15 protein-coding genes are annotated in these 12,458 nt (G+C 68.3%); 2 read left to right on the forward strand and 13 right to left on the reverse strand.

The window, feature by feature from the left end:
• Window positions 1–206: 206 nt before the first annotated feature.
• A complete protein-coding gene (locus tag AC1RHV_RS07955; RefSeq protein WP_119449362.1) occupies window positions 207–1,127 on the forward strand; it encodes a LysR family transcriptional regulator in 921 nt (306 codons plus the stop codon).
• Between the two features lie 5 nt (window positions 1,128–1,132).
• Here AC1RHV_RS07955 and AC1RHV_RS07960 read toward each other — a convergent pair whose 3' ends face one another.
• The 13 genes from AC1RHV_RS07960 to AC1RHV_RS08020 form a co-directional block, all read right to left on the reverse strand.
• The gene (locus AC1RHV_RS07960; protein WP_054452538.1) at window positions 1,133–2,386 is read right to left on the reverse strand and encodes an Hsp70 family protein; all 1,254 of its coding nucleotides are present in this window, start codon (window positions 2,384–2,386) and stop codon (window positions 1,133–1,135) included.
• Between the two features lie 65 nt (window positions 2,387–2,451).
• Window positions 2,452–3,630 carry a RhtX/FptX family siderophore transporter gene (locus AC1RHV_RS07965; RefSeq protein WP_492300806.1) on the reverse strand — a complete coding sequence of 393 codons (1,179 nt, stop codon included), beginning with the start codon at window positions 3,628–3,630 and terminating at the stop codon, window positions 2,452–2,454.
• A 25-nt stretch (window positions 3,631–3,655) separates the two neighbouring features.
• Window positions 3,656–4,084, reverse strand: a complete 429-nt coding sequence (locus AC1RHV_RS07970; protein ID WP_119449271.1) for a cupin domain-containing protein — start codon at window positions 4,082–4,084, stop codon at window positions 3,656–3,658.
• 56 nt (window positions 4,085–4,140) lie between these two features.
• A complete protein-coding gene (locus AC1RHV_RS07975; RefSeq protein ID WP_370126301.1) occupies window positions 4,141–6,258 on the reverse strand; it encodes a TonB-dependent siderophore receptor in 2,118 nt (705 codons plus the stop codon).
• Between the two features lie 115 nt (window positions 6,259–6,373).
• Complete coding sequence (locus tag AC1RHV_RS07980) at window positions 6,374–7,252, reverse strand: helix-turn-helix transcriptional regulator (RefSeq protein WP_175164269.1); 879 nt, start codon at window positions 7,250–7,252, stop codon at window positions 6,374–6,376.
• Window positions 7,253–7,352: 100 nt separating this feature from the next.
• Window positions 7,353–7,682 carry a hypothetical protein gene (locus AC1RHV_RS07985; protein WP_054452546.1) on the reverse strand — a complete coding sequence of 110 codons (330 nt, stop codon included), beginning with the start codon at window positions 7,680–7,682 and terminating at the stop codon, window positions 7,353–7,355.
• A 168-nt stretch (window positions 7,683–7,850) separates the two neighbouring features.
• A complete protein-coding gene (locus AC1RHV_RS07990; RefSeq protein ID WP_041655832.1) occupies window positions 7,851–8,075 on the reverse strand; it encodes a DUF3820 family protein in 225 nt (74 codons plus the stop codon).
• A gap of 5 nt (window positions 8,076–8,080) precedes the next feature.
• Entirely contained in the window at window positions 8,081–8,632 is a 552-nt protein-coding gene (locus AC1RHV_RS07995; protein WP_192328630.1) for a cysteine hydrolase family protein, read from the reverse strand.
• Between the two features lie 23 nt (window positions 8,633–8,655).
• Window positions 8,656–9,213 carry a GNAT family N-acetyltransferase gene (locus AC1RHV_RS08000; protein WP_192354931.1) on the reverse strand — a complete coding sequence of 186 codons (558 nt, stop codon included), beginning with the start codon at window positions 9,211–9,213 and terminating at the stop codon, window positions 8,656–8,658.
• Complete coding sequence (locus tag AC1RHV_RS08005) at window positions 9,194–10,123, reverse strand: sigma-70 family RNA polymerase sigma factor (RefSeq protein ID WP_119449268.1); 930 nt, start codon at window positions 10,121–10,123, stop codon at window positions 9,194–9,196. The genes AC1RHV_RS08000 and AC1RHV_RS08005 overlap by 20 nt, the downstream gene beginning before the upstream one ends.
• An 11-nt stretch (window positions 10,124–10,134) precedes the next feature.
• Window positions 10,135–10,581, reverse strand: coding sequence for a carboxymuconolactone decarboxylase family protein (locus tag AC1RHV_RS08010; protein WP_054452557.1), 447 nt, complete (start codon window positions 10,579–10,581; stop codon window positions 10,135–10,137).
• 111 nt (window positions 10,582–10,692) lie between these two features.
• Window positions 10,693–11,340 (reverse strand): glutathione S-transferase family protein, encoded by a 648-nt coding sequence (locus AC1RHV_RS08015; RefSeq protein WP_492300362.1) that lies wholly within the window; start codon window positions 11,338–11,340, stop codon window positions 10,693–10,695.
• A gap of 11 nt (window positions 11,341–11,351) precedes the next feature.
• Entirely contained in the window at window positions 11,352–11,825 is a 474-nt protein-coding gene (locus AC1RHV_RS08020) for an OsmC family protein (RefSeq protein WP_054452562.1), read from the reverse strand.
• A 163-nt stretch (window positions 11,826–11,988) separates the two neighbouring features.
• Between AC1RHV_RS08020 and AC1RHV_RS08025 the strand changes: the two genes are divergently transcribed.
• Window positions 11,989–12,414 (forward strand): copper resistance protein NlpE, encoded by a 426-nt coding sequence (locus AC1RHV_RS08025; RefSeq protein ID WP_054452565.1) that lies wholly within the window; start codon window positions 11,989–11,991, stop codon window positions 12,412–12,414.
• Window positions 12,415–12,458 lie beyond the last annotated feature (44 nt).

Raw genomic sequence — 12,458 nt, forward strand, 5'->3', positions numbered from 1 at the left:
CGCTGCGCCTTCGGCTTGCTGCCCCCAAAGGGGGCTTTTTTTTTGCCTTGGGGCGGCCCGGCGGCAAAAAAGACCGCCGCCCGCCATTGGCGGCTATCCGTGACGGTCAAGTACCGATAAGATATATGGGAACCAATTTCCCTAGTGGCGAATGTTTTTCATTTCATCGAATCCTGCTAGGAACCAATAAATGCAGGGAGTCCATGATGGCTACAGCGATCACCTATGACCGGCTGAGCGGCATCGAAGTCTTCGTTCAGGCCGTGGAAGCAGGCAGCTTCGCGCTCGCGGCGCAACGCCTGAACCTCACGCGCTCCGCGGTGGGCAAGTCCATCGCGCGGCTGGAGGCGCGGCTGGGCGCCAGGCTGTTCCACCGCACCACCCGCCAGCAAAGCCTGACCGACGACGGCCAGGCCTATTACGACCGTTGCGTGCGCGCGCTGGCCGAACTGCAGACCGCCGAGGCCGAGCTGGACAGCGGCCGGCGCGAGCCCCAGGGTCGCTTGCGCGTCAGCGCGCCGTTGGTGTTCGGCCGCCATTGCGTCGCGCCCGTGCTGCGCGAACTGGCACAGCAGCATCCGCAACTGCAGGTGGAGGTTTCATTCAACGACCGGGTGGTCGATCTGATCGAGGAAGGCTACGACCTGGGCATCCGCGTGGGCGAGCTGCCCGACAGCGCCAGCCTGGCCGCGCGGCGGCTGGGCATGCAGACCATGGGCATCGGGGCTTCTCCCGCATACATCCAGGCACATGGCCGCCCGGTCACCGTGGATGAGATGCAGCGGCATGCCGCCATCGTCTACACGCGCAACGGCGTGGACAAGGCCTGGGCGCTGCATGGGCCCGACGGCCAGGTACTGCAGCTGCGCCCGCGTCCGTGCCTGCGCCTGGACGACCTGCAAGCCATCGCGGACGCCGCCATCGCCGGCGCGGGGCTCGCCTGGCTGCCCTGCTGGATGCTGACGCACTATGTGCGCACCGGCGAGCTGGACGTGCTGATGCACGGCGATCGCCTGGCCGCGCAAGAGGTGCACGCCGTCTGGCCGCAAGCGCGCTACCTGCCGTCCAAGACGCGCGCCGCCATCGACGCGCTGGCGGCCCGCGTACCCTCGATGCTGGCCGCCTGAGCGGCTCAGCCGAACTTGCGGCGGGCGTCCAGCGCCAGGCCGGCGCCGATGCTGCCGAACAGGTCGCCTTCGACGCTGCGCGCGCCCGGCACCAGGGCTGACACCGATTCGCGCAAACGCGGCACGCGGCTGGAACCGCCGGTGAAGAACACCGTATCCACGTCCGCGGTCGATACGCCGGCGTCGCGCAGCAACGCGCCCACCGTGGTCTCGACCTTTTCGATCAGGCGGCCCACGCAGGCGTCAAACGAGGGGCGCGTCACGTCCACGCCCAGCTCCGGCGCGATGCGCGACAGGTCGATGCGCGCGGCGGGCGTCTCCGACAGTGCGATCTTGGCCTCTTCGACCTGCACCGCCACCCAGTGGCCGGCGCGCTGCTTGACCAGGTTCAGCAGCAGGTCGATCTTCTCGCGGTCGCCGGCCTCGGCGCGGATGTAGGCGAAGTGCTCGGCGGCCTTGCGGGTATAGGCCTGGTTGATGGTGTGCCAGCAGGCCAGGTTGCCGTATTGCGTGGACGGCACGTCCTTGCCGCTGCGCAGCTGGCTGCCCAGCCCCAGCATGGGCATCACGTGCGCCAGGCTTAGCTGCTTGTCGAAGTCCACGCCGCCGATGTGCACGCCGCCGTAGGCCAGGATGTCTTCGCGGCGGTCGGCCTTGGTGGCGCGGCCGGGTCCCAGGCGGATCAGCGAAAAATCGGAAGTACCGCCGCCGATGTCGATAACCAGCACCAGCTCTTCGCGGTCGATCTGCGATTCATAGTCGAATGCGGCGGCCAGCGGCTCGAACTGGAACTCGATATCGGTGAAGCCGACGCTGCGTGCGATCTCGCCCAGCGTGTCCTGGGCGGTCTGGTCGGCGGCCGGATTGTCATCCACGAAGAACACCGGCCGGCCCAGCACGGCGCGCGTGAAGCCGCGCCCCGCCGCCGTTTCAGCGCGGCGCTTGAGTTCCGCGATGAAGCGCGTCAGCAGGACGCGGAATGGAATCGAACGGCCCTGCACTTCCGTCGAACCGTCGATCAGCGAGCTGCCCAGCAGGCTCTTCATCGAGCGCATCAGGCGCCCGTCGTAGCCCGCGAGATAGTCGGAGATGGCGGCGCGGCCATAGCTGACTTCGGCGTCTTCGTCATGGAAGAAAATGGCCGAGGGCAAGGTGGTCTTGCCGTCTTCCAGGGCGAGGAGCGCGCGCTGATCGGGGCGGCTCCAGCCCACGGTGGAATTGGACGTGCCGAAGTCGACGCCGCATGCGGTGGAAATCATGGGGAATTCTGGGGCTGAAAGCAAAACGGCGCATAAGTGTAGCCGCAACCGCCAGAATCGCCATATCAGCCCGCGCGCGCCAGCGCCCTGGCCGTGAACGCCAGCGTCGCGGCCGCCACCAGCAGGCCGCTGGCAAAGCCCCCCGCGTAGCCGACCTGGGCCGCCAGCCCGGTCATGAGGGACGAGGTCAGGATCTCGCCCTGGTCGCGCGCGCTCTGCACCGCCGTCATGTCGGTGCCGGCCTGCTCGCCGCGGCTGGCAAAGCGCATGGCCAGCGTCATCAGGGCCACGGACGCGGCGCCCGCGCCGAACGCGCCCAGCGCCTGCGCGCCCAGGGCGCTGCCCGCCTGCGACGGCATCCAGCCCTGGGCCTGCGCCAGCCAGGCCAGTGCGGCCGCGCCCGAGGCAGCCAGGCCCAGCGCCAGCACCGCGCGCGCACCCAGCCGGCCGATCAGCCATGCACCACCGCCGCAACCCAGCAGCACCGTCACCACGCCTCCCGCCATGCCGACGCGCCCCACGGCCTCGACCGCCCAGCCCGCATCCACCAGGAACAGCTTGGACAAGCCATAGCCCGCCACCGCCGTCATGGCCGACAGGAAGGCGGCCGCGGCCAGGGCCCAGGCGCCGGGGCGGCGCACGAAGGCGCCCAGCGTGGCGCGGCGCCTGGCCGCGGGCATGGCCAGTTCGGTTTCACGCCAGGCGGCCGCCAGCAGCAGGCTGAACGCCACCACGGCCGCCAGGGTCAGCAACGCGCCGGTCTGTCCGATATGGCCGGCCAGTACCAGGCAACCCGGTCCGCCGAAGAAGAAGCCCACCATGGTGCCGCCCACCTGCACGGCATTGGCGCGCGCCAGATCCTGCCCCTGGAAGCGCTCCGCCGTCAGGCCGTCGGTGGCGATATCCTGCGTCGCACTGGCCAACGAAGCCAGCGCCATCAAAGCGACCACCCACGCCGCCCCCGCGGCATCGATGCCGAGCAAGGACAGCGCCAGCAGGCAGGCCAGCACCACGGCCTGCATCGGCAGGATCCAGCTGCGCCGCCGGCCCATGGCGCGGGTCCAGCGGTTGTCGACCACGGGCGCCCACAGGAACTTCAGCACCCAAGGCAGGCCGACCAGCGGCAGCCAGGCCAGCGCGTGCAGGTCCGCGCCGTCGCGGCGCAGCAGCGTGGGCAAAGCCTCCATGGCCACGCCCAGCGGTATGCCTTGGGAAAAATACAAGGCGCCTATCATCACGAACATGCGTGCGTCTGCAATACGGTTCACTTCAGATTTCCTTCAACAAGGGGCTGCGGGATTGCGGCGCATCCGCGCGACGGTGTTCGCTGCCCTGCCCCGGCGTCACGAACAGGATCTTGCCGGGACAGGCCACGTGCAGCCTGTGCCACACGCCGCGCGGCACGATGGCGCTGCGCCGGGTATCCAGCAGCATGTCGGTCTGGACGCCGTCCTCCGCCATCAGCGTGACCACCACGCGCCCTTCCAGCACGCAGAGCATTTCATCGCCGGCCGGGTGGCGCTCCCACACATCGCCATGCACGTCGGCGTCGCTGGCCACGGCCTTGATGCCGACCAACCATTCGTCCTGCGGCGCGAGGCGGCGCAGACGGCCCACGTCGCGCATGGCGCCGTCGCGCCCCAGCGCCACGAAGTGGTCCAGCCAGTCGAACACCGGCCCGGTATCGGGTGCACTCATCGATCTCTCCTTCTGGTTGCCGGCGGACGCGCGCGGTGGGCGTCCGCCGCGGGTCATCAGTATTCGGCGCGCAGGGTCAGCATGACGTTGCGGGGCTCGCCGTAGCGGTTGTTCCAGGCCGTGCCCGACAGGCTCTGGTAATAGCCGCGGTCGAACAGGTTGTTGACGTTGAGCGCCGCGGTCACGTGCTTGTCCACGCGATAGGCCATGCGCAGGTCCACCAGCGCATAGCCGCCCTGGCGCAGCGTGACGGGACCGGACACCGTGGAATAGCCCGACTGCACCTGCAGCCCGCCGCCCACGCTCAGCCGCCGCTCCATGCCGGGCAAGGCATAGTTGGTCCACAGGCGGAAGATGTGCTTGGGCGTGAAGCGCGCGAACGGCTGTCCGCCGGATTCCGAATCCGTCAGGTACTTGCTGGTGTTGAAGGTGTAGCCCGCGGCCACCGTCCAGTAGGGCGTGATGCTGCCGGAGGCTTCAGCCTCGATCCCACGGCTGCGCACTTCCCCACCCGAGATGTAGTAGCAGTTGCGGCCCACGCATGGCCATGCCGGGTCCTCCTGCGCGCGGTTCTTCTGCTGTATCTGGAACACGGCCAGCGACAGGTTCAAGGCGCCGTCCGCCAGTTCGCCTTTGACGCCGGCCTCGTAGTTGGTGCCGGTAATGGGATCCAGCGGCTGGCCGTCGCGCGTCAGCTCGCCCTGCGGCTGGAAGACCTGTGCATAGCTGCCATACAGCGACCATTGGCGGTCGAGGTCGACGATCAGCCCGCCATAGGGCGTGAACTCCGGATCGATGCGCTGGCGCGCGCGGGGCGCGCTCTGGTTCCACCAGCTCATGCGTCCGCCCAGCACCAGCGTCACCGGATCGGCCAGCGAAAAGCGGCCCATGCCGTAGACGCCCTGCTGCTTGAGCCGGGTCTCCCCGGGCGAGGTGTACGGCCCCACGCCAGGCTCGGGCACGCTGTGCGGATCCCAGTCGAAGACATTGACCGGCACGTTCGGATAGGGCGTCAGGTCCGCGCTGTACTGCTCGGACGTGGTGCGTTGGGCATTGCCGCCCAGCAGCAGTTCATGGCGCCGGCCGAACAGTTGCACCGGGCCGCCGACATAGGCGTCCACGCTGGCCTGGGTGTTGTCGAACTTGTAGGCCGCGCCCATCAAGGAGGAACCCAACCCGGTCTGGCGGTCTATCGCGCCATAGGCGCCGGCGTACTTCAGGTTGCTGTCCGCGGTCAGGTAATTGGCGCTGATCTTGGCGCTCCAGCCTTGGCCGAAGCGATGCTCCAGGTCCGCGAACACACGCGTCGTATCCCAGTTGAAGCGGTCCCAGGCCACGTCCAGGTAGGTCGAGCGCTTCAGGCCGATATCGCCGCCGTCCTTGTAGCGCGGCACGCCGGCCATGTTGGTGGTGGAGCGGATGCGTTGGGTCTGCAGGCCGGCGGACAGCACCGTGTCCGGCCCCAGGTCCACCTCGCCTATCGCGTAGAGCAGCGCCGATTGCTGATCCGCGACGTCATAGAAATAACCACGGTCTTCCACGGCGCCGACGATGCGGCCGCGCACGCTGCCGCTGTCGTTCAAGGGGCCGCCCAGGTCGGCCTCCGCACGGTAGCGATCCCAGCTGCCGGCGCTGAGGGAGCCGTTGAACGAGAACTCGCGTTGCGGCCGCTTGCGCACCAGGTTCACCGTGGCGGCGGGATTGCCCGCGCCATGCATCAGGCCGTTGGCGCCGCGCAGGATCTCCACGCGTTCGTACACCGCCATGTCCTGCGGCGATGCCGCCATGTTGCCCATCAGCACGGGCACGCCGTCCTGCTCGAACGAATCTACTTTGAAGCCGCGCGCGTAGTACGCGGTGGTCAGCAGCTGATAGGGCTGCACCGTGATGCCGGTGGCGTGCTGCATCACCTCATCCAGGCTTTGCAGGTTCTGCTCGCGCATCCGCTCCTGCCCGATCACCGTCACCGACTGCGGAATCTCGCGCAGCGTCAGCGGCAGTTTGCCGAGGGTCGCCATGTCCTGCGCCACGCCCTCGCCGCTGACCGTCACCGCCGGCAGCGACGCGGCCTCCTGCGCCAGCGCCGGCCCCGCCGCCACCGCCAGCCACAGCGGCCAATGCCGCGCCCGCGCCGCGTTCCTGCGCGGCGCCCCCGTATTCACCTGTTTTCGCACTGCCTGTCCTCTTAGAATTTTATTGAGAATAATTCTCAAGTAATTCTAGGAACGACAGCGGCCGCGCGTTGGCGATTGCGGAAGTCTTGCTGGCGATTGCGGAAGTTTCGACGCCTTAGCGGCCCGGCGCGACACTGCTGGGCAGCACGCCGTAGCGGCGCAGGAACGCCTTGGTGAAGTGCGAATCGGTATAGCCGCAGGCGTAGGCCGCCTCGGACACGGTATAGGCGCCTTCGGCCAGCAGCGCCTGGGCCTGCTCCATGCGCCGCTCGCGCACGTAGGCGTAGACGCTCTGGCCGAACAGCTTGCGAAAGCCGGTGGTGAGCTTGTTGACGTTCACGCCCACGCGTCGCGCCAGTTCGGGCAGCGAGGGCGGGTCCTGCAGGTTCGCCGCAACCAGGTCGCGCGCGTGATGCAGGCGTTCCACGTCGGCGCGCGTCAGGCCGCGCACGGGAGCGCCCTGCTCCGCCGGCTGCAGCGCGCCCAAGGCAAGCGCGGTCAGTTCCAGCGCCTTGGCCGAGAGGTACATGCGCCTGAGCGCGCCCTGCACCGGGCAGGCCAGCATCTGGTGGCCCAAGGCCTCCAGCTTGCGGTCCGCCCGCATATTGGCCTCGGCGTATGCGCCAACGGCCCGCGGCGCGCGCAGCAGGCCCGCCAATTGGGCCGGATCCATGGCAAAGGCATCGCGCAGATGGTCCAGTCCCGTGCGCAGGGACACGAAGCGCAAGGACTGATGGGCGCCAAACTCGTGCTCCATGCCCATGGCGTCCTGGCACACGCTCAGGTGCAGCGCGGGCCCGCTCACGCGGGTGGACGCGGCGCCGCGCACGCTATAGCGCAGGTCCCCGTCCAGCACGAGCACCAGCTTCAGGCCCGGCTCCAGGCGCTCCTGCACGCGCTCGTCGCGGCCAAAGCGCAGCGTGCCGCCCGCCAGCGAAATAGCGGGCGTGGCGGCCGATACGGTCCAATCAGGTTCGGGATGGGCGGCGGTCAAGATGGCGGCTCCGTCGCGGCGGGCAGCGCTGTTGATGGGATTGAATATTATTACCGTTTGACCAGAACGGAAAGCCGCCCGTTGGGCGGCGGCGCGCGCCTTATTGCTGGCGACGCTGCTCCAGCTCTTTCAGGCACTGCGCCACGCCGGCCTGCATCTGCGCGTTCGACACGGCGGCGCGGTCCGACACTTCGCGGCAGCGCACGTACTGGGCCTGGCTTTCCGGCGTGTCGCGGATGACCGCGGGCGCGGAGCCGGCTTCGGGCGTGACCGTCATGCGCAACGTGGAAGGCGGCGACAGGCTGCCGTCCTTGGAGCGCACGCTGGGGTACTGGTATTCCTGCGTGACGGGCGCCGCATTCTGCGCCTGTACGGCGCCGGCCGCGCACAAGGCGGCAAGCAGGAAGGCGGAAATGTGGAGTTTCTTCATGACGACCTCTCTTCAATGGACTGACGTCCAGGGCGCGCTCCGGGGCCCCTGGACATGCCGCACTATGGTATCCCCGGCCGCTGGCGCGCGGCGTGCCAAGACGCTACACAATCCGCCACAGTTGTTTCCCGGGGTTTCTCTGGCGGGCCGCCCTACGCGGGCCGCGCCCTACTTCTTCGGCGCGGACTGGCGCAGCGGCGCCAGCAAGGAAGACAAGCCGTTGTGGTCCAGCTCGTGCATCAGGGCCAGCAGACGCCCCAATTCACCCGGCGGAAAGCCCTTGCGCGCGAACCAGGCCAGGTAGGGCCCGGGCAAATCCGCGATCAGGCGTCCCTGGTACTTGCCGAAGGGCATGGTGCGCGTGACCAGCAAGGACAGCAGTTCAGGATCCATGGCGGTCACCGGGCAGCCGCGGCGGCGAAGACGATGTCCGCCGCAGGCACGGCGGCGATCTTCACGCCAAAACTGGAGATCGATGACAAGGTCGCGTTGTGATGCGCGCGGATCTGCGCGCCCGGCGCATGCGGCTTGTCCTGGGTGGTGTGGGCGTCGGCAGCCAGCGTGACGGGATATCCAAGCGCGGCCGCGCGGCGCACGGTCGTGTCCACACAGAACTCGCTGGCGTAGCCGCACACGACCAGTTGCGTGGCGCCGGCTTGCGCCAGCGCATCGGCCAGACCGGTGCGCAAAAAGGAATCGGGCGTGGTCTTGCGCACGCGGACGTCGCCGTCCTCCGGTTGCAGCCGCGAGTCCAACTGCCAGCCCGGCTGGCCGTGATCCATGGCGCTGCCGGGGCTCTCGTGCTGCACGTAGATGACGGGCGCGCCAGCCGCGCGCGCACGCCCGGCCAGCGCATTGATACGGGCCAGCACCGCCTCGGCATCGGCTGGCGCGGGATTCGTCTCGAACAGCGCGCGCTGCACGTCTATCACGATCAAAGCGGAGGTCATGGTTTTCTCAAATTGGTTGGGCTTCAGTCCTGCGCGGCAGCGACCCGCGCGTACATCCAGAAGTCGCGAGGTTCGCCGCGCACCAGGCGGTAGCGGCGCATCAGTCCTTCGCACTGAAATCCGCAGCGTTCCAGCACGCCGGCCGACGCCACGTTGGTATCCAGCACGGTAGCCTGGATGCGTGCGAAGCCCAGCTCGCGCAAGGCCCACTCGGTCACGGACACACAGGCGCGCGTGGCGATGCCACGCCGCCAGTACGGCGGCGCGACGTCATAGGCGATCTCCGCGCGCCGCGCGGACGCAGCGATCTCGTTCAAGCCTATGGTGCCCGCCAAGACGCCGTCCAGCGTGACGATGGCCAGGCGCAGGCTGTGCGATACCGCTGGCTGACCATAACCGCGGATCAGGCGCACCAGCGTATCCGGTCCGTCCAACTGCCAGCTGGTATGGCGCGTGACCGCCTCGTCGCGCAGATATGCGTGCCAATCGGCCGCGTCTGCTTCCCGCAATGGGCGCAGACGCAAGCCTTCCAGCCCCAGTACGGGCAGGTCCTGCGGATAGTCAGTGAGGTGCGGAATCATCCTGGGGCGCGGTCGGCTGCGGCGGCGGCGCCGCGACATGGCGCAGCTTATCAGGGTTGCGCACGATGTAGATGGCGGCGATCCTGCCGTCGCGCACCTCCAGCGTGGTGGACCGGGGCAAACCGTCCAGTTCGGTCGCCAGCACCCCCGGCATGCCGTTCAATTGCGTCACCACGGCGTCCAGGAACTGGCCGCTGGGCTTTTTCGCCAGACCGGCAAAAAAACGCGCGATCTTGTCGCTGCCCAGAATGGGCCTGAACACGGCCAGCTTTTTGCCGCCGCCGTCCGCATGCAGCACGGCGTCATGCGCCAACAGGCTGCGCAGGGCATCCACATCGCCCGCGCGCGATGCCTGCCAGAAGGCATCGGCGATGCGCGCGCCTTCCTGCTCCGTCACTGCGAACCGCGGACGCGCGTCGCGCACGCGGCTGCGCGCCCGCGCGGCCAACTGGCGGCAGGCTGCCTCGTTGCGGCCCAGCGTCGCCGCGATCTCCGCGAACGGCATGTCGAACACGTCGTGCAGCAGGAAAGCGGCCCGTTCCAATGCGGACAGGCGCTCCAGCGCCAGCATCAGCGCCACCGACAGATCGTGCGCAATCTCCCCCGCACCCGCCGCCTCATAGCTGCCCGCGTCGGGCAAGGGTTCGGGCAGCCATGGCCCCACGTACTCCTCGCGCCGCGCGCGCGCCGATTTCAACTGGTCCAGGCACAGCCGCGTGACCGTCCGCGACAGGAAGGCGCGCGGCGTCTCGACCCGGCCGCGGTCCGCGTCGCGCCAGCGCAGCCACGCGTCCTGCACGATGTCCTCGGCCTCCGCCCATGACCCCAACATGCGGTAGGCCAGGCCCTGCAAATGCCTGCGATGGGGCTCGAAGTCGGCAACGGCATCGGGAATGGCGGACGCGCTCATACGGCCTGGCCTCAGTGCTTGGGATGCTGCGAGCGGAACCCGACTGCGATGCGGTTCCAGCTATTGATCATGTTGATGGCGACGGTCAGGTTGACCTGCTCTTCCTCGTTGAAATGCCTTGCCATTTCGGCGTAGTCCGCGTCCGGCGCGCGAGTATCGGCAAGTCTGGTCAACGACTCCGTCCACGCCAGCGCGGCGCGCTCACGCTCGCTGTACAGCGAAGATTCGCGCCAGGCATCCAGCAGGTACAGGCGCATTTCGGTTTCGCCCTGTTTACGGGCATCGGTGGAATGCATGTGCAGGCAGTAGGCGCAACCATTGATCTGCGAAGCGCGCATTTTCACCAGTTCGAGCAGGCTGTGTTCCAGGCCGCAGCTTTCGACGAAGTCGTTCAGGGCGATCATGGCTTTCATGGCCTTGGGCGAGGCGGTGTAGGCGTTCAGGCGGGCGGTGCTCATGGCGGGTCTCCGGCAAGGTAGGCATGCGCCGCAGGATGCGGCGCCATTACCCGTAGGACGAGACAGCCTGCCACGACGTGACATCGCCCGTCGGAAAATTTGTAAATCCGGCTAGAAAGCCAGCCGCCCGCGCAGCTCCCCGAACGGCACCATCACATGTTCGCGATAGGCTGGACGGGCCTGCAGGCGCTCGTACCAGGCCTGCAGATGGGGCATGGACGGATGCGGGATGTCCAGTTCGAAGTAGCGGTAGAGCGTGGTGCCCGCCGGAATGTCGGCCAGGCCCAGGGTTTCGCCGCCCAGATACGGACGGTCCGCCAGCGCGCGGTCCAGTTGCCGCAGGCAGGCATGCGTGGCGGCGATGGAGCGCTCGATGGCCGCCGTGTCGCGCTGCGCCTCGGGGGTGCGGTAATAGCCCCAGAACACGCCCATCAGAAAGGCTGGCTGCAAGGCGGTCTGGGCCCAGTCCATCCAGCCGTCGGCGCCGGCCCGCTGCGCGGGGTCGTCCGCCCAGAAGCGGCCGGCGCCGTCGCGCGCGGCCAGATAGCGCAGGATGGCATGGGACTCCCAGACCGTCGTCGCGCCATCGCGCAGCAGCGGCACCTTGCCGTGCGGATTCATGGCGCGGAACTCGGCCGTGTCCAGCAGCCCGTGCTCGCCGCCAGCCAGCACATGTTCGTATTCCAGGCCCAGCTCTCCCGCCAGCCACAGCACCTTCTGCACATTGAATGAACTGCGGCGTCCCCAAATGGTCAGCATGGCGATGGTCCTCAGGCAGCTTGCACGATGCGCGGCTCGCAACGCACCGGGAAGTTGACCGAATTGGCGATGAAGCAGAAATGATGCGCGCGCTCGTGCAGTTCGGCCGCCAGCGCAGCGTCGTCGCCAGCGCGGATGGTCACTTCGGGGCGCAAGGTGACGGCGCTGAAGAAGCCGCCACGCTCGCGGTCCTCGACCATGACGCCTTCGGCCTCGTCGCGGTAGGCCTCCACCGTCACCCCTTCGACCGCGCAGAAGTGCAGATACCAGAGCTTGTGGCACGCGGACAGCGACGCCACCAGCATGTCTTCGGGATTCCAGCGCGCGGGATCGCCGCGAAAAGCCGGGTCGGACGAACCCGGCACGTCGGGCTTGCCCGCCGCACGGATCACGTGGTCGCGGGAATAGGCCGCGTAGCTGGACGTGCCGGAGCCGGTGTTGCCGGTCCAGTCGACGGTGACGTTGTAACGGTGTTCGCCTTTCATCGGAATCGTCCTGTTCAAGAGGGAAGGCCCGGGCCGGTGCGCCTGGAAAATAAGGTAGCGTAGCGCATGCACGGCCGCTGCCGGCCCCCGCGCTTTACATCCCGTTTCAGCACCGCCCCGTTACTGTCCGTATCGTGACCGGTTTGCCAAACAGGAGCTCGCCATGATGAAAACCACCCTGACCTGCGCCCTGACGCTAGCCCTGCTCGCCGGCTGCGCGCCCTCCCGGCCCGGCGCCGGCGGTTCCGCCCCCGTCGACAGCCACACCGCCCGCGATTCGCTGGACTGGGCCGGCAGCTACGAAGGCACCCTGCCCTGCGCCGACTGCCCGGGCATCCGAACCCGCCTGACCTTGGAACAGGATGGCCGCTACGAAAGACAGACCCAGTACCTGGACCGCCAGCCGCAGCCCGAGGTGGTAACCGGCACATTCAGCTGGGAGTCCGACGGCAGCACCATCCGCCTGGACGCGTCCGGCGACAGCCAGCGCTACTTCGTGGGCGAAAACCAGGTGACCATGCTGTACCGCGACGGCACCCGACCTACAGGTCCGCTGGCCCCGCACTACGTACTGCGCCGCGCACAATAAGGCATCGCGCAACGCGCGCGCTTGCGGCTATGCTTGCCGCATCG

Source organism: Achromobacter sp. GW823-FHT04E03, from assembly GCF_058796095.1.